The organism is uncultured Eubacterium sp., from assembly GCF_934525195.1.
In the GTDB taxonomy this organism is placed as follows: domain Bacteria; phylum Bacillota; class Clostridia; order Oscillospirales; family Acutalibacteraceae; genus Eubacterium_R.
In genome coordinates this window covers 45,202-70,614 of sequence record NZ_CAKSZA010000008.1, presented here as the reverse complement: position 1 = coordinate 70,614, position 25,413 = coordinate 45,202, and the positions used below count along the sequence as shown (strand labels likewise).

Here is a 25,413-nt window from a genome sequence, read left to right as displayed (position 1 = left end):
GTAGTTAAGCTCACGCGTGCCGAAAATAGTTGGAGGGCAGCCTCCTGTGAAAATAGGTCGACGCCGACATTAAAAAAAGAACCATTCTTTTGGATGGTCCTTTTTTTATGTTTGTGTTCACTTTATGCTTGAATTGGACTACACAACAAGCAGCTTGCGCTTGTTGTGAGAGGAAAAACATATGCAGTATATTTACAAAACTATGTTTTGTTCTATACGGAATATGTTTTGACGAGACGCCGACATTAAAATAAACCACTCTTTTGAGTGGCTTATTTTTATGTTTGTGTTTCAGTTAGGCGAACACAGTTCGCTCCTACGATCATTTTTGTAGACAATCTTTTTCTTTTGTGTTATATTGAAAATGAAAAATATTAATATATATAACATTTAAGAGGGACAAAATGGAAAATGTAAAGTGGATATTTTTTGATTTGGGCTCAACGCTTGTTGATGAAAGCGAATGCCTGAAAGAGCGTTGCAAGGTTATAATTGAGCAAAACAATTTGGATGCCGATGAATTCTGTAAAAAAGTTCTTGAATATGCCGAAAAAGATGCTTTTGCAATCAGGTGGGCGGCACAGGATTTTGGTGTTGCCGTGCCAAAATGGTTTGGAGAACTTGAAAGACTTTATCCCGATGTTGAAGAAATTTTGAAGAATCTGTCGCAAAAATTTAAACTTGGAATTATTGCGAATCAGGTTGCCGGAACACAAAAACGCATTGATAATTGGGGTATCGGCAAGTATTTTGATGTGGTAGTGGCATCAGCTGAAGCGGGTTGCGAAAAACCGAATTTGAAAATTTTTAATATTGCATTTAAACAGGCAAAGTGTAATCCGAGCGAAGCTGTTATGATTGGAGATAGGCTAGATAATGATATTATTCCTGCTAAAAAGCTTGGCATGAAAACCGTTTGGGTGCGTCAAGGATTTGCAAAGTTTCAAAGTGTTAAAGACGAACTTGAGAGACCTGATTATATTGTTGAGTCAATAGCTGATGTTGTTGATTTGTTTTGAGGTACGTTTATGGAAGAATTAAAACATTGTGGTACTATTTTAATCGAAACGAATAGGCTGATTCTAAAGAAAATTGAGAATGTAGATGCTGAAGATATGTTTTTAAATTTTGCATATGATGATAGAGTTTCTCGCTATATGTCTTGGGATAGTTTTAAAACGGTTGAAGATTCAATAAAATGGATTAATGAATGGCAGGATGAATATAATAAGGAAGATGTTTATTATTGGGGTATCTATTTAAAATCCCCACATAAATTGATAGGCACAATTTATTTATTAACGGAGAGTACGGTTTCAAAAGTTGGAAGTCTTTCGTATTGCCTTGGCTTTGATTACTGGGGAAACGGTTATGTTTGTGAAGCAGTAGAAGCTGTTATAGATTTTTCTTTTAATAAAGTTGGATATAATCGTGTTGAAGCATATCACGCTAAAAGTAACTTACAATCTGCAAGAGTTTTACAAAAAGTTGGAATGAAAAAAGAAGGAACTTTAAGGCAAAGATGCAAAACGCATAATGGTTATGAGGATTGTATTTATTATTCGATATTAAAGAGTGAGTTTAAATCCTAAAATAATAATTTTAGGTATAATTGCAGAAAATGTTGATGATATTTTTGATACCTTTGTTTGATTTTTCTTGCAAAAAATTATAATTGTGATATAATAAATTTATCAGCCGATACTGATCAAAATTGAGATAACCTGTTCCCATTCCGAACACAGAAGTAAAGCTCTTGCATTATTTTTTGCAAGGGCTTATTTTATTTGGAGGTAAAATATGTTTGATTACAAAAGAGTTGTTGTGATTGGTTGCCCGGGTGCAGGGAAAAGCACTTTCAGCAGAAAACTTCACGCTGTTACAAATTTGCCGTTGTTTCATTTAGATGCACTGTATTGGAACAAGGATTGTACCCACATCACTCGGGCGGAATTGATTGAAAAGCAGATAAAAATTTTTGCGACCGATAGTTTCATTATTGACGGAAATTTCAAATCGACTCTCGAATTGAGAATTAAAGAGGCGGATGTGGTTTTTCTGTTTGATTTGCCAACAGAAACTTGCATTGACGGAGCGAAAAAGAGAAAAGGAAACAAGCCCGAAATGCCTTGCCAACTGCCGTCAAATGATGAACTCATTGATTTTATTAAGCGCTTTAATGTTGATGTTATGCCTAAAATTAATGAATTAATCAAAAAGTACAACAGTAATGTGGTGACTTTTCACTCTCATAGTGAAGCAGATGAATATATTGAAAATCTGAAAAGGGTTACGGTGAAAATTGACAGACCGATGGACAGTTTTCATCCTGAACACAAGGATTTGTTTTATCCGATAAATTACGGATACATTGAGGGATTATTTGCGGGTGACGGTGAGGAACAGGATGCGTATATTCTCGGAATTGATGAGCCAGTTACAGAATTTTCCGGCAAGGTTATAGCTATTGTTCATCGAATAGACGATGTTGAGGATAAATGGATTGTTGCGCCTGACGGTGTGACATTTACTGTTGATGAAATAGAAAAATCGGTTGATTTTCAGGAAAAATATTTTTCTCATACAATAGAATTGATTTGAACAGCGGATTGTGATATTTTTGTGAACAAAGATTATTCGGTGTTGACAAATGTAAAATAAAGGCTATAATATAATTAGCACTCGGACGTAAAGAGTGCCAAAACGATTATAATTCTTTATGAAGGTGATAGATATGAGAAAGAAACAGTTTAAAGCGGAGTCTAAAAAACTTCTTGATATGATGATTAACTCCATTTATACTCACAAGGAGATTTTTTTGCGTGAATTGATTTCCAACGCAAGTGATGCAACCGACAAATTGTATTTTAAATCTCTTACGGATGACAGCATCAAGGCAGACAAGGACAGCCTGAAAATCAGGATTGACCTTGACAAGGAAAACCGTACCATTAAAATTTCTGATAACGGTATCGGTATGACTGCTGAAGAACTCGAAAACAACCTTGGTACTATTGCAAAATCGGATTCTTTGGATTTCAAAAACGAAAATGCCGATGACGATAACGCAAAGGATATTGAAGTTATCGGTCAATTCGGTGTAGGATTTTATTCTGCGTTTATGGTTGCCGACAAAATCGAAGTTGTGTCAAAAGCAGTCGGTGCAGATGTCGCTAACAAATGGACTTCTACAGGCGTTGACGGCTACACCGTTGAGGAGTGTGAAAAGGACACAAACGGCACAGTTATAACTTTGTACCTCAAGGAAGACACCGAAAACGAGAACTATTCACAGTATCTTGAGCAGTACAAAATTCAGGAACTTGTTAAAAAATACAGCGACTACATCCGCTACCCAATCGTTATGGAAATGAGCAAGGAAGTTCCTGACCCTGAAAAAGAGGGCGAGTACATCACGGAAGTTAATGACGAGGTTTTGAACTCTCAAATTCCGCTTTGGAGAAAGAACAAAAGCGAAATCAAGCCTGAAGAATACAACGATTTTTACAAGCAAAAGTTCTATGATTACACCGACCCGACTTTGGTTATTCATTCAAAGGTCGAGGGACAGGCAACATTTGACGCTTTGATGTATATTCCGTCAGTTGCTCCTATGGATTTCTATTCAAAGAACTACGAAAAAGGCTTGCAACTCTATTCAAACGGCGTAATGATTATGGACAAGTGCAGTGACCTTTTGCCTGATTATTTCAGCTTTGTAAAGGGACTTGTTGACAGCGCCGACCTTAATCTCAATATTTCAAGAGAAACTCTCCAGCAAGACCATCAGGTTAGAATTATTGCAAAGGCAATTGATAAGAAAATCAAATCGGAACTTGCAAAAATGCTCAAAAACGACAGAGAAAAGTACGAGGGCTTCTTCAAGACTTTTGGCACAAATCTCAAGTGGGGCGTTTATGCCGATTACGGTATGCACAAAGACGGGCTCAAGGATTTGATTATGTTTAAGTCATCCAACGGTGACGGCTACACAACCCTCAAGGAATATGTTGAGCGAATGGCTGATTCGCAGGATACAATCTACTATGCTTGCGGTGACAGCGCCGAAAAAATTGCACTTCTTCCGCAATGCGAGGGCGTAAGAGCAAAGGGCTATGAAATCCTTTACTTCACCGATGAAGTGGATGAGTTTGCTATTCAAATGCTTATGGATTATGACGGCAAGAAGTTTGCAAACATCTGCAAGGATGATTTGGATTTGTCAACCGATGCGGAAAAAGAGGCTCTTTCAAAGAAAAATGAGGACGCAAAAGACTTGCTTGAAAAGATGAAAAATATTCTCGGTGACGAGGTTTCATCTGTTAAGCTTACCGACAAATTGGGTTCACACGCAGTTTGCCTGTCGGCAGAGGGATATGTCAGCCTTGAAATGGCAAAGGTGCTTTCTCAAATGCCGGGCGGTAACGACAATGGCATAAAGGCTCAACTTGTGCTTGAAATCAACAGCGAGCATCCTATTGCAGAAAAACTCAAAAATGCTGACGAGGACACTCTCAAAAAATACACAAATATTCTTTATTCTCAGGCAAGACTTATTGCAGGACTTCCTATCGATAATCCGACAGAACTTGCAGACAGCATTGTTGAATTGATGTAACAAAATTAAACTCCGATATTTCTCATTACGGGAAATGTCGGAGTTTTTTTATTTTACATACATTTTACGGTTTTGGATTTTCGGATTTTACATTCAAGTGTTATGTTGTAGTTAAAGAGAAACAAATGAAAATCAAAGCAACAATATTTGGGAGGTAAGATTATGAAAACGAAAAATTATTTAATCATTATGGCTAGTATGTTGATCGTGTTTGTTGCAGGATGCTTGGCGGTTGCCGGCACAGTGGGAAAAATAGGAATTGAATGTCTTGTAGGTTACGGACTTTGTTCGATAAGTGCGGCGGTTGCACTTTGCGCAACAATGACCTTGCTTGTTACAAGAAAAGAGGAAAAGAATTATGAAAGAAAATTTTAAAAGATTTATCGAAAAGCATGCAGAAATTTGGAAGTTTATCAAATTCACATTCACAGGTGCGAGCACATCGGTGCTTGAACTCGGAGTGTATATGTTGCTTCAGTATGTGGTGTTCAAGTCGCTCAACGAAACGCCTGTTACCGACAATCCTCTGCTTGCGTTTCTTGGAATTGAATACAAGGGTTATCTTTATTCGTATGCGATTTCTGCAATTATCGGATATGCGGCAGCGTATGTTATGAACAGAAAACTCACATTCAAAGCAGATGCAAATCCTGTTATGTCAACAATTATCTATGCGGTTATGGTTGTTTGCACAATCGCTTTCAATACTTGGTTTGGCGCATTTTTGGGAACAATCGTCAAGAACAACGGCTGGGATAACGCCATTGTTGAAATGATTACAAAGGTTATTGTAATGACCGTTCCGACAATTTGGACTTATCCGTTGAACCGTTTTGTAATTCACAGAAAGAAGAAGGAAACAAACAATGACAACAAGCCTCAAAACAAATCCGAAGTCTGCAAAGAAGTCGGAATTGTGGAAATTCCTCAAGTTTAATATTTGCGTTGTTGTGACCTCGGTGCTCGATATAGTCAGCTATATGTTTATGCTGTATGTCGTGTTCAAAACGCCCCGTTGCCTGAGTCGGCTTTGCTGTCGCTCCTCGGAATAAGGTACAAGGGATATTTGTATTCGTATCTTATTTCAACATCAATCGGTTACATTGCGGCGTATTTGATAAACAGAAAAGTGATTTTTAAATCAAACATAAACCCCTTGTACAGTTCTGTTTTGTACGCCGCATTGGCAATATTTAATATACTTGTCAGTTCGTATCTCGGCGGAATGTTTGGCACATATATCACATCACACGGTATGTCGTCACCTACCATTGAGATGGTGTCAAAGTTTGTGATTATCAACATTCCGACAATATGGACTTATCCTATGGAAAGATATATAATACAAATAAATAAAAAAGAAAGGCAAGTGCAAAAAGTATCTATGATTATAGCGTCTGACCTTGACGGAACATTGCTAAAAAGCAATACTGACATTAGTGAGGAAAATCTGCACGCAATTGAACGACTTGCACAAAAGGGAACAAAGATTATTTTGCTTACGGGAAGAACTTTGTACGAAGTGCCTAAAGAATTGCGGGATTGCAAGGACGTGGAATATATCGTTTTTTCAAACGGTGCAGGAATTTATCACAGAGAAAAAGGTATAATTGAATACCGCACAATTTCAAACGAAACAGCATTTAAGATTTACAAGGTTTTGAACGATTACAAAACTTTTATTGAACTTTATACAAACGGTGCGCCGTATGTTGAAACTGCTGATTTTTCGCAAAAATCGTTTGAATATTACAAAATCGACAGCGAATTCATCCCCGAAATGTACAAAAGCAGACGGGTTTGCGACAGTATAAAAGAAATGATTTTTAACCTCGATTTCAAAACAGAAATGTTTGATGTGTTTTTCAGAAATCAAGATGAGCGCTCGGAATGTTACGAAAGATTGAAGAAAGAGTTTGACGAAATTGAAATTACAACTTCGATGACGAACAATTTGGAAATTATGCTAAAGGGCATAAACAAAGGCTCGGCGTTGCGAGAACTGTGCCGAATTGCGGGCTTTGATATCAAGAATGTTACGGTGGTGGGTGACAGCAAGAACGATTTGACAGCTTTCAATACAGAAGCAAAGAAATATGCGGTTGCAAATGCTTGCGAGGAAATCAAGGCGCTTGCCGACAAAATCATTTGCTCAAATGATGAAAATATAATGTGCTATATTGAGAGGGAAGCGGTATGAGCAATTTTATTCATTTTTTAAATACGGGTTCATCGGATTGCATTATCATCGAAAGCAACGGACACTTTGCAATGGTTGATGCAGGAGAAGATTCGGATTATCCGGCAAATAAACCTCATTTGAATTATCCCGGTTATGAGGAAGAAGTTTGTGATTATTTGCTTAAAAATTGTGCTTCGGCTGACGGTACGGTGACTCTTGATTTTGTTGTTGGCACACACGCACATTCCGACCATATAGGCGGATTTGACACGGTGATTAATCATCCAAAAATCAATGTCAAAAAGGCGTATCTGAAACCGTATAACGAAAAAGACATTTTCATTTACGAAAGGCTCAGTTGGGATAATACCGAGGTTTACGAGCAAATGAAAAATGCCTTGATTGAAAATAATGTTGAAATTGTTGAAGATTTTGACGAACTCCAAACGACGCTCGGCGATTTTAAAGTTACTTTTTATAACGGAAAATATAAAAAACGCCTTGTGAAATATGGCGAAAATGTCAACAGCGTTGTCACTTTGCTTGAATGTAACGGCTTTCGTTCTTTGCTTGCAGGTGACCTCAATAATAAGGATTTTGACGAATATCGCCTTGCAGGCAAAATCGGAAAAGTCGATATTCTCAAGGTCGGTCATCACGGTTACCCGTTTTCTTCAAGCAGAAAATGGCTGAAAACTCTCTTACCGAAATATAGCGTTGTTTGCAATTTTGAAAAGAAAGTTTACCCTCACATAAAGCACAGATTGATTGATGAAATCGGTACAAAACTATTTTGCACAGCCGATTTGAACGGTGTAAAATTTGATTTTGACAATGGCTTGAAACCGACAGCGGATATACAAAAATGAACTTGAAAATTAATCAAGAGCAGATAATAAAAAATGCCACAGGCAAAAGCCTGTGGCACTTCGTATTGTAAGGGAAAAACAATTTGTTTAATCAGTCAAGCTCGATATATTTTGTTGTATCGATTTCTTTCTTTGGCTGTTCCTTTGGAATTGTCAATTTAAGGATACCGTGCTTAAACTCGCCCTTGATGTCAGCTTCGTTTATATCGCCGACATAAAAGCTTCTTTCACACGAACCTGCATAACGCTCCCTGCGGATATATTTTGCGTTTTTTTCGTCTTTTTCATTTTTGTCAAGACCTTTTTCAGCCTTGATTGTTAGATATCCGTCTTTGAGTGAAGCCTTAACCTCATTCTTTGAGAAGCCGGGCAAATCCATTTCCAAAACATAACCGTTTTCAGTTTCCTGAACATCTGTTTTCATGAGATTCTTGCTTCTGTGACCATAAAGCTTCTTTTCAAGCTTATCCATTTCTTTGTCGTCATAAAACGGAAAATCGAAAAAGTCATCGAACAAATCTTTACCAAATACGCTAGGCATCAACATAAGTCATCGCTCCTTTCATAAAAAACACCATATTGAAACCTGTTTTTTATGAACTCGGGATGTGGAAACAAAGCGGAGTTCATTGAGGCTGTTGCCTCTTTTTTCTTCTCCTTGACTTCCTTTCCTTTGTTCTGACTATACTATAACACTATTAATTAGCACTGTCAAGGGCAGAGTGCTAATGTTAATAAAATGTTCACTATTCAACTATAGTTTTAACTTTTGTGCATATTAATCAACACATAACAAAGATTTGAACGATTTGATAAAAGCTTCATCGTTTTGTATTGTTCGTTTTTTCGGCCCTTTCAGGTGAGCACCCGACATTCTCGCTTTTTTCGATTCGTATCTTGATGTCAGCAAAAGTCCGAGGTTGCCGTCTGAAATTATCATTCCGTTTTGCGTGATTGCTTTTCCGCCTTTTGACAGCACCATTGCCGCAAGTCCGTAGTCCTGAGTCACGACAATGTCACCGCTTTGCACTTCGTTCACAAGTGCAAAGTCAACGCTGTCCGCACCCTTTGAAACAGTGATTATTTGTGCATAGTCGCTGTTTATGATGTGGCTTGTGTCGCAAAAAATCACGACTTCAATATTATTCTCTTTTGCAATTTGGGTCGCTTGCTTAACAACAGGGCAACCGTCTGCGTCAATCAAAATTTTCATATTCTACCTCGTTTGTGTTATGTAACTAATATATCAAATCTCCGCTTCTTTGTAAATATGTTGTATGTTTTTCGTTTTCGGTGTATAATTTGTTTAGAAAATGCAGAAAAGCAGGTGAATTATGACCTTACACACGATACCGCCCGTTTGGGATGAAAACTCCAAAGTGTTGATTTTAGGCTCATTCCCGTCAGTTAAATCAAGGGAAGAAGGCTTTTTCTATGGGCATAAACAAAACCGATTTTGGAAAGTGGTTGCCAATGTTTGCAACTGCCCCGTGCCTCAAACCATTGATGAGAAAAAAGCAATGCTCCTTGCAAACGGAATAGCCGTGTGGGATGTGATTCATTCTTGCGACATTGTCGGCTCAAGCGACAGCAGTATAAAAAATGTTGTGCCGAATGATATTGCCGATATTGTTCAAAAATCTCATATCGAGCGAATATTCACAAACGGCAAAAAGGCAGACGAACTGTACAAAAAATACATTGAACAAACCGTCGGCATTTCAGCCGAATGCCTGCCGTCAACAAGCCCTGCTAACGCACAGTGGTCGCTTGATAAATTGTGCAAAGAATGGAAAATAATACAAAAATAAAAAAGGCGGAACAAACCGCCTCAGACTGTCGATAAAGCTCCTAAAACACGACAAAATATAATTAACCAAATTATGCCTCCCATTTTTTAAAAGGGGAGGTGGCAACACGAAGTGTTGACGGTGGGGTTTTAAAAATGCCGTAGGTATCGGACCTACGGCATTTTTGGCGTTTTTCATTTTTTGCTCAGTCGAGGTACCATCGTACATCTTCCTTCGCAAGAAAACGAAATTCAGAAACTTTCTCAACAGCCTTTTTATATTTTATGCTGATTTTTTCTTTCTGCCTGTTAAGAACACTATGCCGAATATCACAAGCATAAGGAGAACGGCAAATGCCATCCAAGCGATTCTTTGTGCCGGTTCGTGATTTGCAAAGAAATCATAGTATCCTTTGAGGTAAACAATGATAACAACAATCGGCAAAACATATTGCATATATGCTCTTGCCCAGTTAGGAAACTTGAGTCCCTCGCCTGCGTTTGCTTCCTTGATGAAGTTTTCAAAGCCCCATCCGTTCTTTCTGACGCAGAACATAACAAATACCAAACTGCCAAGCGGAAGAAGATTGTACGAAACAATGAAGTCCTCAACATCCATAATTCCTGTGCCCTCGCCGAGAAGCTGAACCTTTGACCAAAGGTTGAAACCGAGGATTGCAGGGATGCTTATTGCGGTGATGATACCAAAGTTGACCGCAACTGATTTTGGCCTTGACCAGCCTTTCATATCCATAAATGCGGCAATGAGGTTTTCAAACACGGCAATGATGGTTGAAAGTGCGGCAAACGACATAAAGATGAAGAACAATGCGCCCCAAATTCTGCCACCTGCCATTTTGTTGAATACATTTGGAAGTGTGATAAAGAGGAGTGACGGACCGCTGTCAGGCTTAACGCCAAACGCAAAGCACGCCGGAATGATGATGAAACCTGCCATAAGCGCAACGAATGTGTCGAGCACCATAACGCTCACCGCTTCACCGCCGAGACGCTTCTTTTTGTCGAGATAACTACCAAAGATTTCCATAGCGCCGATACCAAGGCTGAGAGTGAAGAATGCGTGCGACATAGCGGCAAATACAGCCGTGCCGAAGCCTGTTTGTTTTACAACGCTGAAGTTTGGAACAAGGTAGAATTTGATACCCTCGCTTGCATTGGGAAGTGTTGCCGAGTTGATTGCAAGCGCAACCATAAGAACAACAAGGAGCGACATCATAACTTTTGTGATTTTTTCAACGCCGTTTTTTACACCGAGTGCACAAACCGCAAACGATAAAATAATTGCGATAAATGCCCACAAGCCCATTGTTTGAGGCTGTGACAGCATTGTTGAAAATGCGTTTGCTACTCCGTCAACATCAAGTCCCGAAAGTTTGCCTGCTATTTCGAGATACGCATAGTAAAGCATCCATCCGCCTACCATTGTGTAGAACGACATAAGCAAATAACATCCGATAATGCTTATCCATTTGAGGTTGTGCCACTTTGTGCCTTTTGGCTCAAGTTTTTCAAATGCTCTGCCCATACCCATCTGACTGCCTCTGCCGACTGCAAATTCTGCAACCAAAATCGGGAAGCCGAGAATGATGAGAAACAGCAAGTACATAACTATAAATGCCGCTCCGCCGTACATTCCGCAGATGTAAGGGAATTTCCATACATTGCCTATGCCGACCGCACATCCCGCAGAAACAAGGATGAATCCGAGTCGTGAGGCAAATTGCTCTCTTTTTTCCATTAATAAAGCCCTCTCTTCTTTTTTATAAAAAGTCAGTACACTAATTCTACCATAAAAACTTTTTGTGTCAAGGATAAAAAGTCTTTATTTTGACGAATAATATTAATTGAAACAAATTTGTGTATTTGATTTTTTTATGGACTATGCTATAATCAAAAGAGTACGGAGGATTAATTATGAAGATTAACGACAATATGAACGGATTTAAAATCCTTGAAGTAAAAGAGGTTGCCGAGCTTAAAGGCAGAATTATCGAAATGAAGCACGAAAAATCAGGTGCAAGACTTTTGTGGCTCGACAGACCCGACAATAACAAGACTTTTTCCATCGCATTCAGAACAGTTCCGAGTGACGACACCGGAATTTTTCATATTTTGGAGCACAGCGTTTTGTGCGGCTCAAAAAAATTTCCTGTAAAAGAGCCGTTTGTTGAGCTTATCAAAAACAGTATGAATACATTTTTGAACGCTCTCACTTTCAGCGATAAAACAATGTATCCTATTTCAAGCAAAAATGACAAGGACTTTTTCAATCTTATGGAGGTGTATTTGGATGCGGTGTTCTATCCGTCAATTTACACCAAACCTGAGATTTTTTATCAAGAGGGCTGGCATTATGAGTTTGATGAAAATGGCGATATTTCCTACAAGGGCGTTGTTTTTAACGAGATGAAAGGTGTGTATGCCGACGCGGATTCTGTGAAGGAAAATGCACTTTGCCGTGCGTTGTTCCCTGATAATTGCTACAGCAGGGAATCTGGCGGACATCCAAGCAAAATCCCGTCACTTACCTATGAGCAGTTCATCAACGGACACAAAAAATATTATCATCCGTCAAACAGCTATATCATTCTTGACGGTGATTTGGATATTGAAAAGGTGACTGAGTTCATCGACAGAGAATATCTCTGCAATTTTGACGCTATTGAGCCGAGCGAACTTCCAAACATTCAAACTCCCGTTGATGCAGGTAAGGTTGAGGTTATGTTTGAACAGTCAAAGGATATGCCGCTCGAAAATCAAAGTTCGCTTCAAATGGGATATGTTGTCGGCAAGTTTGACGAAAAAGAAAAGATATATGCAACACGAATTCTTGCCCGTTATCTTTGCAATAACAATCAGTCGTATCTCACTTCCGCTTTGCTTGAAAAAGGCTATGCCGAGGACGCTTCTATTCAAGTGGTTGACGGAATACTTCAGCCTTATATTGCGATTGATTTGAAGAATATTGACGAAAACAAGGCTGATGAAATATACGATTTTGTAAATCAAAAGTTGCGTGAACTTCAATCAAACGGACTCGACAAAAAACAGCTTGAAGCCGTAATTTCCAATTTTGAATTTGAACTCAAGGAAAAGGATTTTGGCTATCCTCGTGGACTTATGTATGCTATGCTTTCGCTTGAAACATGGCTTTATGACGGCGAAACCACAACCAATGTTCTTGTCGGCGACATTTTTGAAACCTTGCGTAAAAAGGCTGAAAACGGCTATTTTGAACAGCTGATCAGCGAAGTTTTCTTTGACAACAAGCACCGTTGTGTTCTTCTTGCAAAGCCGTCATATACAGTCGGCGACAGCGACCGAGCAGACGAAAAGGCAAGACTTGAAGCTGTCAAGAATTCTTGGAGCAACGCTGATGTTGAGTATTACAAAAACGAACAGAAAAAACTTGACGAATGGCAGTCGAGCGTTGATTCGCCTGAGGATTTGGCAAAAATGCCGATGATTACTCTTGACGATATTGAGGTTAAGCCCGAACCGCTTCCGACAGAGATTGACGGCAAACTCATCAAGCACTCAATCCAAACTGACGGTATTGCATATATAAAAATGTATTTTGACATTACGGGCGTAGAGGAGGCTGATTTGCCAAAACTTTCGCTTTTGTCAAAACTTTTGGGTGAACTTGACACGGCTCATCACAACGCTGTGGATTTGAAAACAGAGCTTATGGCAAAATGCGGAAACATCTCGTTTTCTGTTTTGCCGTTTGCGGAATACAATTCGTCAAAGAACGGCAAAATAAAGTTTGTTGTTTCGTTCAGCGCACTCAACAGATATGTAGGCGAAGCACTTGAACTTGTCGAAGAAATATTAACATCAACCAAATTTGACAACGAGTCGCAAATAATGGGCATAATCAAGCAAAACCGTCAAGCTCAATATCAGTCAATCATTATGGCAGGATCAATGTATGCGGCAAAGAGAAGCTCAACAGCTTTTGCATATGACGCTGTTGTTGACGAAGTTACAAAGGGCTTTTCGTTTTATTATTGGCTTAAAGAACAGGAAACTGAACCTACCGTCATTGCCGAACTTCAAGGGTTTGCAAGAAGTATTTTCGGCTCTGATAATGTGCTTATAGGTATCGGCGCAGATGATGCAAACGGATTTGACGACCGCATAAAATCATTTATTGCGTCACTTGGTGAGTCAACCGTTTCTCACGAACTTAAAATTAAGCCGTGGAAAAAATCAAATGACGCCGTTGTTATTCCGGGTGATATTTCGTTTTCGGGTATGGCGGCTGATTTCAGTGGACTTTATGACGGCAAAACTATGCTTATGAGCCACATTGTTTCGCTTGATTATTTGTGGAACGAGGTGCGTGTAAAGGGTGGTGCTTACGGCACGGGACTCAAGGCTGTTGCCAACGGCTCTGTTTTTGCATATTCATTCCGTGACCCAAATGCAAAGGCTTCTATTGAAACCTATTATAAAATTGCGGATTATCTTCGCACATTTGCAAATTCCGACAGAAGCCTTGTCGGCTTTATCATAGGTGCAATGTCGAGTGCCTCTCCGCTTCTTACTCCTCGTCAAATTGCCATAGGTGCTGACGGCAACTACATTAGGGGCATATCGGAAGAAAGCAGATTGTTGCTCCGCAAGCAGATTGTTGAAACACAAAAGAGCGACTTTTTGGCTCTTGCAGACACTCTTGAAAGTGCAATTAACGACAGTTCTTTCTGTGTAGTCGGCTCAAAAAAGCAGGTTGATTTGTTCAAAAACCTTGATAACAAATTTTCATTATAACTATAAATATTCGTCATAATGTATAAAAAAACATAAAAATATCGTTCATTTTTCCCGCTTTGCTGTCTTGTAAAACTCTGTGAGTATTGACAAGGCAGCAAAAAATTATTATAATAAACCTTAATATATCCTAAACGGATTTAATTAATCATTTGAAAGGAAAATGAAAATGAAAAAGACAATGAAGAGAGTATTGGCTCTTGTTCTTGCAGCACTTACAGTAGTATTTGCATTTGCAGGATGCTCAAACAACTCAAATGATGACAAGAATAATGATGCAAAAACAGATGCTTCCGCAAAGAAGTATGTTATCGCAACCGATACAGTATTCAAGCCTTTTGAATACACAGACGCTTCAGGCAACTTTGTTGGTATTGATGTGGATATTCTTGCAGCTATTGCAGAGGATCAGGGCTTCGAGTATGAACTTAAATCACTTGGCTTTGACGCATCAATCGCAGCTTGCAAGTCAGGTCAGGCTGACGCTATGATTGCAGGTGCATCAATCACCGACCAAAGACAAAAAGAAGGTTGGATTTTCTCTGACGCATACTACACAGCAACACAAAGCGTTGCAGTAAAGAAAGGTTCAAGCATTAAATCACTTGACGACCTCAAGGGCGTAACAGTAGCTGTTAAGACAGGTACAAAGGGTGCCGATTATGCAGAAGAACTCAAGGATAAGTACAGCCTTAAGCTTACATATTTTGAGGACAGCCCAACAATGTATCAATCTGTTACAGGCGGTCAGTGTGCTGCTTGCTTCGAGGATACTCCTATTATGGCTGCTTCCATTAAGGACGGCAATCTTGATATGGAAATCGTAGAAGGTTCTGAAAATGATGGTGCCGGCTATGGTATGGCTACTTTCTCAGCTGACAAGCAAGAACTTCTTGACAAGTTCAACGCAGGTCTTGCAAACATCAAGGCTAACGGAAAGTATGACGAGATTATCGCAAAGTATCTTGGCTAATATCGGCAAAAATTAAAGTAATTCTGTTTAGGAAAGTTTGCCACCTGCCTGTTTTTTACGGGCAACGGTGGCTTTCTTGCTGAATGATGTCGACATATTTTTACATCATTCTACTATGAGAGGAGATTTTCACCCAATGCAACAAATTATTGAAACATACGGACAATTGCTTCTTGCGGCTATGGGCAAAACGCTTACCCTGGCATTGTGCGGATTGTTCTTTGCTTGCTTAATCGGTTTGCTTTTCGGCATATTGTCTGTGCTTAAAAACAAGGTTTGCAATGCAATTTACAGAGTGTTCGTTGATGTCATTCGTGGCGTTCCGATGATTGTACTTGCGTATTTTGTTTATTTCGGCGTTCCGTATATCATCAACAAATCATCAGCAGCATCGTTCACACTTTCTGCTTTGCAGGCGGGTACTGTCTGCCTTTCGCTTAACTGCGGTGCATATATGGCAGAGATTATTCGTGCCGGTATTCAATCGGTCGATATCGGTCAGATGGAAGCATCCCGTTCACTCGGTATGAGTTATTCACAGGCTATGCGCAAGGTCGTTCTTCCGCAGGCTATCAGAACAATGATTCCGTCAATCATCAATCAGTTCATCATTACACTTAAGGATACATCAATCCTTTCTGTTATCGGTTTTCCGGAGCTTGTTAACACCTCAAAAAATGTTGTTGCCAATACAGGCAGCGTGTTTGAGGTTTGGGGCGTTGTAGCCGTTATGTACTTGATTATTATTACTTTGCTTTCATATGCAGCAAAAATGCTTGAGAGGAGATTGAACCGTGGCCGCAAATTATAATAATGTAAAAATTCATGCTTCACATCTCCAAAAGAATTTTGGAAAACTCGAAGTTTTAAAAGATATTACAACTGATATTTATGAGGGCGAGGTTGTTGTTATTCTCGGTCCGTCGGGTTGTGGCAAGTCAACATTTCTCCGCTGTATCAACCGCCTTGAGGATATTACTGCAGGTGATATGGTTGTTGACGGCCATCATATGGATGACAAAAAAATCAACATCAACAAGGCGAGAGAAAATGTGGGAATGGTGTTCCAGCATTTCAATCTTTTCAATAACTTAAATGTAATTGATAACCTCACTCTTGCACCTATTCAGGTTAAGAAAATGAAAAAGGACGAGGCAAAGGAACTTGCCATGAAAATGCTCGGCAAGGTGGGTCTTGAAGATAAGGCTGAGGCGTATCCGTCTATGCTTTCAGGAGGTCAAAAACAGCGTGTTGCCATTGCAAGAGCACTTTGTATGAATCCTGATATTATGCTTTTTGACGAGCCGACTTCTGCACTCGACCCTGAAATGGTAGGCGAAGTTCTCAATGTTATGCGTGAACTTGCCGAGGAGGGTATGACAATGGTTATCGTTACCCACGAAATCGGCTTTGCCCGTGAGGTTGCCAACAGAGTTTTGTTCATCTATGACGGCAAAATTCTTGAAGAGGGCACACCTCAAGAGGTTATTTATGACCCTCAAACAGAGAGAGCAAAGGACTTCTTTAACAAGGTATTATAAAAAACAAAACCGAGGATGTCCTCGGTTTTTTTGGAGTATATTATGAAATCAAAAAAGATAGTTTCATCATTTTTGCTGATATTGATTTCTATTGCGTGGGGCGGTTCGTTCGTTGCACAAAGCAAGGGCGGAAACCTTGTCGGACCGTTTACATTCGGCTTTTTCCGCTTCCTTGTTGCAGGAATTGCCATTTTGCCGATAATCGCTTTTCTCGATTCAAGGGAGAAAAAGAGCGACAAACCCAAAACGGATTACAATACAAAGGAACTTATCCGTGACGGCTTTGTGTGCGGATTTTTCCTTGCAGGCACATCAGCGTTTCAACAGCTCGGATTGTTTGCGGGCACACCGTCGGGCAAGGCAGGATTTTTGACCTCGTGCAATGTGATTTTTGTGCCGATTATCTGCTTGTTTTTTAAGGAAAAAATCAAATGGAATGTTTGGCTGTCAATCGTTGTGACTGTTTGCGGACTGTATTTGTTGTGTGTAAATGACGGTTTCAGTGTGCAGATGTCGGATGTGTTGGTGCTCATTTGCTCGGTTATGAATGCGGCGAGAATTATCGCCGTTGACCGCTTCAAGCACAAAACGGATATTATCAAACTTGCATGTGTGCAGTTCTTTTCGGCATCGCTGTTCTTGACTGTGCCGATGGCTATATCCGAAATGAGAAATTTTTCGCAATGGTGTGCAAGCATAAATCAATCTGCGTTGTGGATGTCACTCCTTTATGCAGGCGTGGTTGCCGGAACATTTGCATTCACGGTGCAAAATGTTGCTCAAAAATATGTTGACCCAACGGTTTCGTCATTGCTTATGAGCACCGAATCGGTGTTTGCTGTGCTTGCAGGCTGGCTGATTGTCGGCGACAAATTGACTGTCAAAGAACTTATAGGCTGTGCTATTATTTTTGTTGCACTTGTTATAGCTCAACTACCTAATAAAAAAAGAACGGAAAGTATATAACTTTCCGTTCAGACTGTCGATAAAACTCCTGAAACACGCCAATATAATCAACCGAATTATGCCTCCCATTTTTTAAAAGGGGAGGTGGCAACACGAAGTGTTGACGGTGGGTTTTTAAAAATGCTGTAAGTATCTAACTTACAGCATTTTTGGTGTTTTTCGTTTTTTGCTCACAAGCGGTACAATCGTACAGCAAAGTTCGCAAGAAAACGAAATTCAGAACCTTTCTCAACAGCCTACAGCGTGTCGAAAACACTTTTTCGACACGCTGGAACGGAAAGTATTGAATGACTTTCCGTTTTTCTTATATCTTGCTTAGCGGAATGTAGCCGAAGCTTTCGCCTAATTTTCCGCCGCTAATCATATATTCCTTTGCACCTTTTTGAAGTGAGGTGGCTTCTGCATACCGCTTTTTGTTGAACTGTTTTTTGCCGAAAATTCGCTCTATTGCATAACTGTCTGCGTGGTCTGTAAAAGCGATTTCAAACAGCGTTTGGAACTGCAAAATATTGCTTGACGGCTTCATAAACAGGTGATTGTCCTTATATAAAAGCCAGCTTTTGCACACGAAGTAATCAAATTTGTACATAGGGAGATGCTTTGCAAAGAATTCTTTTGCCATTTTCAGCGACTCGATACATTCCGATTTTACAAGCGGAGCGCCTTGCGGAATGTGGATAAATACGGTTTGTTCGCCTTTTTTGAACGGCAGTTTTGAATAGTCAAAAGTGACATAGTTGCACTTGAAAAGCTGATACTGAAGTCTGCCGATTTTGAACAATTCTGCCTTGAGGTGATTCTTTATCCAAGGATAATTTTTCAGCCCCTTGTTGTCGTTGTTTCTGCACCAAATTCCGATGTCGGACATAGTTTCTTTCAGCATGCTTTCGTCAATTCCGAGTTCTTTGTATGAGTCCTCTGTGTATTTGATGTATGCAATGCAAACGGCAAGCCTCATCATATCGCTGTGTCTTGCAAGGCACGAAAAACCGTGCTTTTTGCACTTCTTTGCAAGTGAATTTATTTTCTTTTCGTGACTGCTTATGTATTCAATCAGCCGTTTTTCAAGGTCGGCATCAAGACCTGCAAATTTAATATATCTTTCCATAAGTTGAGTGTATCATTAAAACTATAGGCTTGTCAACGGTATTAATCATTTCTTATCGTCATAGTATGTATTGTGATTTGATAAGGAGAGGTTTTTATGTTTTCTGCATTACTTACCGCAATCGGTTCAAGCCTGTTATTTTTGCTTTTGCACATCCAAAACGGTTCGGGATTTCCAAAACCGCTCACCGCAAAGGAAGAACGGGAACAACTCGAAAAAATGGCAAACGGCGACCTCAACGCAAGGGCGGTTTTGATTGAACGCAATCTCCGCTTGGTCAGCCATATTTGCAAGAAGTATTATTCAAAAACAAATGACAATGACGATTTGATTTCTATCGGCACTATCGGACTGATTAAGGCGGTGGACTCGTTTGATTATTCAAAGGGTACACGGCTTTCAACCTATGCTTCACGCTGTGTTGAAAACGAAATTCTTATGTATTTTCGTTCTCTCAAAAAGCAGAACGGAGAGGTGTTTATGGGCGACGCAATCGATACCGACAAGGACGGAAATCCGCTGACAGTCGAGGATGTCATCAGCGATGACAGGGATATTGTTGAGGAAATCGAAACAAAGCGCCGTTGGCTGGAGGTTAAGAAACTCATTGAAAATATGGAGGACGAGAGGGAAAAGGAAATCATCATTTTGCGTTACGGATTGAACAATGCAAAACCGCTCACTCAACGGGAAGTCGCACAGAGGCTTAACATTTCTCGCTCCTATGTGTCGAGAATAGAAAAGAAAATACTTCAGGATTTGAAAAAGAAAGTTAATTAATAAAAACGCAACACAGGATTGATTTCTTGCGTTGCGTTTTGTGCTGTTATTCGGTTTATTGAAAAGTGCAAACATAGGTGAAAACGATTGAATCGCCGTCATCAACGGTCACATTTCCGCAGGTGGTGTTCGGCATAATTCCGTTCACGCTGTACATCCAACCGCTTTGCTTGCCACAGTCGAATTCGTCAAGATTGTTTATGCCCGAAATGTAAATGCCGTAGCTTGTTTTTTGAGCAGTCAACTTGATGTCGTTGCTGTTACAGGCTGATTTTAATGCGTCATATGCGGTGTAGCCCGACTTGCCTTTGTAGGTGTAATTCTTGATTATGTAACCGTCACTTGGCACAAATTCTTCGTGTCCTTTTTTCAAGTCGTCCATATGGTCGAGGATTGATTTGCACTCAACCGTTACGGTGCAACCGACTTTTGAATTCTTCTTTTTTGTGGTTGTTTCAACAATCTTGTCGGTAGTTTTTTCAGCTTTTTTGTTTGTTTTTTTCTTTGCACTCGCAGTAACTTTAACGGTGGTTGCCGAAGTTGTTGTGACATCTTTTTTCTTCGTTGTTGCCTCTGTTGTTGATGTCGCATTTTCTGTTGCAGAGGCGGTTGTTTGTGTTGTTGTGGATGGTGTGCTTTGCTCCGCTGGTTCTGTTGAATTGCCTGAACAAGCCGTAAAGCAAAAGCACATTGCCACAGACAGCAGCAATGCACATATTTTTTTATTCAAAGTCCGAAAGCTCCTTTTTCATAGCGTTGTAAGAGCAGTCTACGGCTTCTTCCGAAATGTTGCATCCAAGCTCGTAGATTGGCACTTTTTTGAAAATTACATTGAGGTTATCCATCAATTTGTTCATTTGAGCTTCACCGAGTCGGCGAACGGTTTGGCTGAAAATGTTGAATATAGCCTTGTTTGTGTCGGCAGGCTTAATCCAATTGTCCTCGCTTCTTTCGAGGAAACAAATTCCTGCAAGAGGCACAACGGCTGGGGTGGAGTAATCATACTTGCCGCTCCATGGAGTGCCGCAGGCATAAACTTTGCCGTTTATAATTCTGATTGCCGGCTTGTCGTCGTTGAGAATGTATGCTCTGTCGCCGAATTTTTTGAGCCAAAGCTGGGTGTGTGTTGATTTGCCTGTTCCGCTGTCGGCAGAAAATGTGTAGGCAACTCCGTCAACAACAACACAGGACGAGTGCAAAAGAATACCGTCATATTTGATTAATTCTGTGTAAAAATCGGAGCCTGTGAGCATATATTCCCAGTCGCCTTGCGAAAGCTCGGGGTGATCAGCCACAGCTTGTTGAACTCTTTTGTCGTCAACAAAAATGTCAATGTCCGGTGCTATATCGTCCGATTGATTGTCGGCAAGGTAAGGCACAGCCTGTTTTTCGCTTCTGCCTCCGCAATTGTTCATTTTTACTCTTAATCCTGCAATGTCGTAATATGGCATAATATTTGTTCCTTTGCATAATTTTCTATTGTCTATTATAAAATAAAAGTCTGCTTTAGTCAACCAAATAAGTGAATAATAAAAAATATGTGATAAATATTCAAATAAACTATTGAAAAATTTTTTATTATAATGTATATTATATTAAAATATAATAATATCTGAGTGATTTATTTAAACTAAAATGCAGAACTGCAAAATTTTTGGCACGCAACGGAGATGTGTATGGAAAAAATCACAAGCAAAAATAACATTATCGTTAAGGACACAAAAAAGCTTTTTACTTCTTCAAGGGCAAGATACGAAAACCGTCGTTTTGCACTTGAGGGGGCAAGGCTATGTTTTGATGTCCTTAATTCTGTTTATAAGCCCGATTCATTGTTTTACACAGAAGATATATACGAAAAATATCCGAGCGAGATTGACGCACTTTCAAAAGAGGCAAAGCGAGTTTATGTCATCAATTCGCAGGTTTCGGAAAAACTGTCGGAAACCAAATCCCCTCAGGGTGTGTTCCTGACCGTTGAAATGGGTGACGGCGGGCAGGCAATCGACAATGGCAAAATCGTTGCGCTTGACAATGTGCAAGACCCGGCAAATGTCGGAGCGATTATTCGTTCCGCCGAGGCTCTCGGTATTGACGGAATTGTTACATATAACTGCTGCGATGTGTTCAACTCAAAGGCAATCAGGGCTTCAATGGGTTCGATTCTTCGTATGAATATTGTTGACAGCACTGATTTGGAAAAAACGCTGATCGATATGAAGGCGCAGGGCTTTAAGGTGTATTCAACCGTTCCGAGTTCCTCTGCTGTTAAAATTACCGATATTGATTTTTCCGGCAATGCTGTGTCGGTTATAGGCAACGAGGCAAACGGAGTTGAGGAAAATATAAAAGCTGTAAGCGATGAACTTATTACAATACCGATGCTCGGCAGGGCGGAAAGCCTCAATGCAGGTGTTGCCGGCGCAATAACTATGTGGGAGATGCTTAGATGAAGAATGCAAGATATCTCATATGGCTTCAACTTACCGTAGGCACAGGCAAACCGATCAAGCCGATACTTGATTATTTCGGCTCGGCTGAAAATTTATATAACAGCAATTATCTTCAGCGTAAGGTTTGCCCGAATGTGACGGACAAAATGCTTGATGCAATGGAATGTACTCCGATTGAAAAAGCGGATGAAGTAATTGAAGTGTGCAAACGCAACGGCTGGGATATAATTACGATTGATGATGAAAATTATCCCAACAAACTAAAGGAAATATTTGACCCTCCCGCGGTTTTGTATATTGACGGCAAAATGCCCGATTTAGACAAAATGCTAAGCATTGCGGTTGTCGGCACTCGTAAGCCGTCAAATTATGCAAAAAGCGTTGCAAGGGTTATCTCAAAAGGTCTTGCAAGGTGCAACGCCGTGATAGTCAGCGGAGGGGCACTCGGAATAGACACCTCGGCACATATCGGTGCTCTTGAATGCGGAGGAATCACGGTTGCGGTTATGGGCTGCGGACTTGGTTCAAACTACCTTGCTTCAAACGAAGATTTAAGACGTAGAATAACCGAAAAAGGTGCGGTCATTTCCGAATTTCCGCCGTTTACTCCTGCAAGCAGATTTACTTTTCCGATGAGAAATCGAATTATCAGCGGTCTTGCGGACGGTGTGTTTGTTGCCGAAGCGGGGACAAAAAGCGGTTCGCTTATCACAGCAAACTTTGCCGTGTCGCAAAACAGGGATATGTTTGCAACCGCAGCTTCGATTTTTGACAAAAGGTTCAACGGAACTAACAAATTGATTTCTGACGGTGCTGTGCCTGTTGTTGAAGTGGAGTCGGTTATTTCTTACTACACGGAGAAGTATGCAACTCTTGATATGTCAAAACTTGCAACAGTTGACGAACTGCTGAATGATGAATACAAAAAGCGTGATTTGACCCCTGAACAGGATGAGGAAATCACCTTTGAAAATATAGAAAAACATCGCAAAAACCGAACAAGGATTGACGAACAGTCACGACAGCTTGTCGGTGATGAAAAATCGGTGTTTGATGCTATGGACGATGATTTTAAGGATGTTGAGAGCATTGCAAATGTTGCCAAGCTTGATATTAATTCCGTGCTTGTCGCCCTGACAATGCTTGAACTTGACGGGCTTTGCGAGTCCGGTATGGGCAAGCGATACAGAAGAAAACAATCTTGAATTTAACCGAAAGGACAAATGATATATGTCAAAGTTAGTAATTGTGGAGTCACCTGCCAAGGCTAAGAATATCAAAGGTTATCTTGGCAAGGGATATGAGGTTATTGCGTCAATGGGACATGTTCGTGACCTTCCTGCCGCAAGACTCAGTGTTGATATCGAACATAATTTTGAGCCGAAGTATGCCGTAATCAAAGGCAAAGAGGCTCTTGTTGATGAACTCAAAACAAAGGCTCACAAAGCCGATTGTGTTTATCTTGCAACCGACCCCGACCGTGAGGGAGAGGCAATTTCTTGGCACCTTGCAAATTTGCTCGGTTTGAAACTTGATGACAAGAACAGAGTTACATTCAATGAAATTACAAAAACCGGTGTAAAAAACGGTATGGAGCATCCTCGTCAAATTGATATTGACCTTGTAAACGCTCAGCAGGCAAGAAGAATTCTTGACCGTCTTATCGGCTACAAGCTTTCTCCGTTCGTAAGCCAAAAAATCAGAAGAGGTCTTTCGGCAGGCCGTGTACAGAGCGTTGCTCTCCGCCTTGTTGTTGACAGAGAAAACGAAATCCGTGCATTTAAGCCTGAAGAATATTGGACTATTGATGCAAAATTCACCAACCCTCCCGAAAGAAAGAGCTTTGCGGCTGCCATGGTTCAGGATAAAGAGGGCAACAAGGTCGGCACAGATAAGAACAAGATTCCGTCAAAGAAAGAGGCAGACAAAATGCTTGCCGATTTGGAAAATGCCGAATATGTTGTAACCGGAGTTAAGAAGGGTACAAGAAAGAAGAACCCTGCACCTCCGTTTATCACCTCAACTTTACAGCAGGAAGCTTCTCGTCGACTTTCGTTCCAAGCAAGAAGAACTATGAAAGCCGCACAGGAATTGTACGAGGGTGTTGATGTCAAAGATCTCGGTACAGTCGGACTTATCACATATATGAGAACCGACTCCCTTCGTATTTCCGACGAAGCTCGAAATGCGGGTAATGATTTTATCAAGCAAACCTATGGTGAAAAGTATCTTCCGTCAACTCCGAGATTTTACAAAACAAGGGGCAACGCACAGGACGGACACGAAGCTATCCGTCCGTCAATGCCGGGTGTGACTCCTGAATCGGTTAAGGATTCGCTTACTTCCGACCAATATAAGATTTACAAGCTTGTTTGGGAACGCTTCATTGCCTCACTTATGGCATCTTGCCAGCAAGAAACCATGAAAGTTGAAATCACGGCAAACGGCTATGTTTTCACAGCAAGCGGATATACGGTTAAGTTTGACGGTTTCACAGCTTTGTATGAGGAAAAAACCGATGACGCACAGAAGAAAGACAGCGAATCTCCGCTTCCTCCTGTTGCAGAGGGCGATGTGCTCAAACTCAAGAGTATTCTTGGCAATCAGCACTTCACTCAGCCGCCTGCGAGATACACGGAAGCATCTCTTACAAAGGCACTTGAAGAAAACGGCGTCGGTCGTCCGTCAACATATGTAACAATCACTTCAACAATTTTATCAAAGGAATATGTTGTTCGTGAGGGCAAGCAGTTTGTTCCTACCGAACTCGGCGAAGCGGTTACAAATCTTCTTAAAGAGAGAATACCAAACATTGTAAATGTTAAGTACACCTCAAAGATGGAAGATGACCTTGATAAAATTGACTCGGGCGAAAAAGATTATATAGATATGATTCGCCTTTATTATGATGATTTTGTTGAACCGCTTGAAAAAGCAAAGAAAGATATGCAGGGCGTTAAGATTAAACTCAAGGAAGAAGAAACCGATGTTGTCTGCGAAAAGTGTGGCAGAAAAATGGTTGTCAAGGTTGGCAGATTTGGCAAGTTCCTTGCTTGTCCGGGCTTCCCTGAATGTAAAAATGCAAAACCGCTCATCACAAAGACAAAGGCAAAATGTCCTCTTTGCGGCGGTGATGTTATAGAAAAGAAAACAAAGAGGGGCACACCGTTCTACGGCTGTTCAAATTATCCTGAATGCAACTTTATGACTTGGGACGTACCAACCGATGAGGTTTGTCCAAAGTGCAACAAGTCGCTGTTCAGAAGAAAAGGCAATGTACTTTATTGTCCTGACACAGAGGGCTGTGGATTCACAAAGCCTGCCTCAAAGAAAAAGTGAT

At 40.4% G+C, this 25,413-nt stretch carries 24 protein-coding genes; 18 read left to right on the top strand and 6 right to left on the bottom strand.

Annotated features, from left to right (window positions below; genetic code table 11):
• The first annotated feature begins 404 nt into the window (after positions 1-404).
• The 8 genes from Q0E03_RS08430 (at position 405) to Q0E03_RS08395 (ending at position 7,669) form a co-directional block, all read left to right on the top strand.
• On the top strand, positions 405-1,019 hold the full coding sequence (locus Q0E03_RS08430) for an HAD family hydrolase (RefSeq protein WP_297131611.1): 615 nt from the start codon (positions 405-407) through the stop codon (positions 1,017-1,019).
• Positions 1,020-1,028: 9 nt separating this feature from the next.
• Positions 1,029-1,592, top strand: coding sequence for a GNAT family N-acetyltransferase (locus Q0E03_RS08425; protein ID WP_297131609.1), 564 nt, complete (start codon positions 1,029-1,031; stop codon positions 1,590-1,592).
• Between the two features lie 208 nt (positions 1,593-1,800).
• Positions 1,801-2,601 (top strand): hypothetical protein, encoded by an 801-nt coding sequence (locus Q0E03_RS09105; RefSeq protein ID WP_367270257.1) that lies wholly within the window; start codon positions 1,801-1,803, stop codon positions 2,599-2,601.
• 133 nt (positions 2,602-2,734) lie between these two features.
• Entirely contained in the window at positions 2,735-4,618 is a 1,884-nt protein-coding gene (gene htpG / locus Q0E03_RS08415) for a molecular chaperone HtpG (protein ID WP_297131606.1), read from the top strand.
• Positions 4,619-4,780: 162 nt separating this feature from the next.
• Positions 4,781-4,993, top strand: a complete 213-nt coding sequence (locus Q0E03_RS08410; protein ID WP_297131603.1) for a hypothetical protein — start codon at positions 4,781-4,783, stop codon at positions 4,991-4,993.
• Positions 4,977-5,555, top strand: a complete 579-nt coding sequence (locus tag Q0E03_RS08405) for a GtrA family protein (RefSeq protein WP_297131598.1) — start codon at positions 4,977-4,979, stop codon at positions 5,553-5,555. The genes Q0E03_RS08410 and Q0E03_RS08405 overlap by 17 nt, the downstream gene beginning before the upstream one ends.
• A 78-nt stretch (positions 5,556-5,633) precedes the next feature.
• The gene (locus Q0E03_RS08400) at positions 5,634-6,818 is read left to right on the top strand and encodes a Cof-type HAD-IIB family hydrolase (protein WP_297131595.1); all 1,185 of its coding nucleotides are present in this window, start codon (positions 5,634-5,636) and stop codon (positions 6,816-6,818) included.
• Entirely contained in the window at positions 6,815-7,669 is an 855-nt protein-coding gene (locus Q0E03_RS08395; RefSeq protein ID WP_297131592.1) for a ComEC/Rec2 family competence protein, read from the top strand. Before Q0E03_RS08400 ends, Q0E03_RS08395 begins: the two co-directional genes overlap by 4 nt.
• 91 nt (positions 7,670-7,760) lie before the next feature.
• Here Q0E03_RS08395 and Q0E03_RS08390 read toward each other — a convergent pair whose 3' ends face one another.
• On the bottom strand, positions 7,761-8,216 hold the full coding sequence (locus tag Q0E03_RS08390; RefSeq protein WP_297131589.1) for an Hsp20/alpha crystallin family protein: 456 nt from the start codon (positions 8,214-8,216) through the stop codon (positions 7,761-7,763).
• A 231-nt stretch (positions 8,217-8,447) separates the two neighbouring features.
• Entirely contained in the window at positions 8,448-8,882 is a 435-nt protein-coding gene (locus tag Q0E03_RS08385) for a DUF188 domain-containing protein (RefSeq protein WP_297131586.1), read from the bottom strand.
• A gap of 121 nt (positions 8,883-9,003) precedes the next feature.
• Here Q0E03_RS08385 and Q0E03_RS08380 point away from each other — a divergent pair, with 121 nt between their 5' ends.
• The gene (locus tag Q0E03_RS08380; protein ID WP_297131583.1) at positions 9,004-9,480 is read left to right on the top strand and encodes a DNA-deoxyinosine glycosylase; all 477 of its coding nucleotides are present in this window, start codon (positions 9,004-9,006) and stop codon (positions 9,478-9,480) included.
• 261 nt (positions 9,481-9,741) lie between these two features.
• Here the strand turns inward: Q0E03_RS08380 and Q0E03_RS08375 are convergent, their stop codons facing one another.
• Complete coding sequence (locus Q0E03_RS08375) at positions 9,742-11,217, bottom strand: sodium-dependent transporter (protein ID WP_297131581.1); 1,476 nt, start codon at positions 11,215-11,217, stop codon at positions 9,742-9,744.
• A 176-nt stretch (positions 11,218-11,393) separates the two neighbouring features.
• Here Q0E03_RS08375 and Q0E03_RS08370 point away from each other — a divergent pair, with 176 nt between their 5' ends.
• From Q0E03_RS08370 to Q0E03_RS08350, 5 genes are all read left to right on the top strand, one after another.
• Positions 11,394-14,255 (top strand): insulinase family protein, encoded by a 2,862-nt coding sequence (locus tag Q0E03_RS08370; protein ID WP_297131578.1) that lies wholly within the window; start codon positions 11,394-11,396, stop codon positions 14,253-14,255.
• Positions 14,256-14,424: 169 nt separating this feature from the next.
• Entirely contained in the window at positions 14,425-15,228 is an 804-nt protein-coding gene (locus tag Q0E03_RS08365) for a transporter substrate-binding domain-containing protein (protein ID WP_297131575.1), read from the top strand.
• Between the two features lie 136 nt (positions 15,229-15,364).
• On the top strand, positions 15,365-16,039 hold the full coding sequence (locus tag Q0E03_RS08360) for an amino acid ABC transporter permease (RefSeq protein ID WP_294837297.1): 675 nt from the start codon (positions 15,365-15,367) through the stop codon (positions 16,037-16,039).
• On the top strand, positions 16,023-16,769 hold the full coding sequence (locus tag Q0E03_RS08355) for an amino acid ABC transporter ATP-binding protein (protein WP_297131573.1): 747 nt from the start codon (positions 16,023-16,025) through the stop codon (positions 16,767-16,769). The genes Q0E03_RS08360 and Q0E03_RS08355 overlap by 17 nt, the downstream gene beginning before the upstream one ends.
• A 42-nt stretch (positions 16,770-16,811) precedes the next feature.
• Positions 16,812-17,735, top strand: a complete 924-nt coding sequence (locus Q0E03_RS08350; protein WP_297131570.1) for a DMT family transporter — start codon at positions 16,812-16,814, stop codon at positions 17,733-17,735.
• Positions 17,736-18,039: 304 nt separating this feature from the next.
• On the opposite strand, the gene Q0E03_RS08345 is transcribed toward Q0E03_RS08350, so the two are convergent.
• Entirely contained in the window at positions 18,040-18,843 is an 804-nt protein-coding gene (locus Q0E03_RS08345) for an acyltransferase domain-containing protein (protein ID WP_297131566.1), read from the bottom strand.
• 96 nt (positions 18,844-18,939) lie between these two features.
• Between Q0E03_RS08345 and sigK the strand changes: the two genes are divergently transcribed.
• Positions 18,940-19,623, top strand: coding sequence for an RNA polymerase sporulation sigma factor SigK (sigK, locus tag Q0E03_RS08340; protein WP_294837305.1), 684 nt, complete (start codon positions 18,940-18,942; stop codon positions 19,621-19,623).
• A gap of 55 nt (positions 19,624-19,678) precedes the next feature.
• Here the strand turns inward: sigK and Q0E03_RS08335 are convergent, their stop codons facing one another.
• Complete coding sequence (locus Q0E03_RS08335) at positions 19,679-20,353, bottom strand: DUF4430 domain-containing protein (RefSeq protein WP_297131562.1); 675 nt, start codon at positions 20,351-20,353, stop codon at positions 19,679-19,681.
• A complete protein-coding gene (locus Q0E03_RS08330) occupies positions 20,346-21,074 on the bottom strand; it encodes a hypothetical protein (RefSeq protein WP_297131559.1) in 729 nt (242 codons plus the stop codon). The genes Q0E03_RS08335 and Q0E03_RS08330 overlap by 8 nt, the downstream gene beginning before the upstream one ends.
• A gap of 225 nt (positions 21,075-21,299) precedes the next feature.
• Between Q0E03_RS08330 and Q0E03_RS08325 the strand changes: the two genes are divergently transcribed.
• Genes Q0E03_RS08325 through topA form a run of 3 tightly spaced genes read left to right on the top strand, consistent with a single transcriptional unit; the run spans position 21,300 to position 25,412 of the window.
• Positions 21,300-22,073 carry an RNA methyltransferase gene (locus Q0E03_RS08325; protein ID WP_297131556.1) on the top strand — a complete coding sequence of 258 codons (774 nt, stop codon included), beginning with the start codon at positions 21,300-21,302 and terminating at the stop codon, positions 22,071-22,073.
• Positions 22,070-23,278, top strand: coding sequence for a DNA-processing protein DprA (dprA, locus tag Q0E03_RS08320; RefSeq protein WP_297131553.1), 1,209 nt, complete (start codon positions 22,070-22,072; stop codon positions 23,276-23,278). Before Q0E03_RS08325 ends, dprA begins: the two co-directional genes overlap by 4 nt.
• A 25-nt stretch (positions 23,279-23,303) precedes the next feature.
• The gene (topA, locus tag Q0E03_RS08315; RefSeq protein ID WP_297131550.1) at positions 23,304-25,412 is read left to right on the top strand and encodes a type I DNA topoisomerase; all 2,109 of its coding nucleotides are present in this window, start codon (positions 23,304-23,306) and stop codon (positions 25,410-25,412) included.
• The last annotated feature ends 1 nt before the right edge of the window (position 25,413 follow it).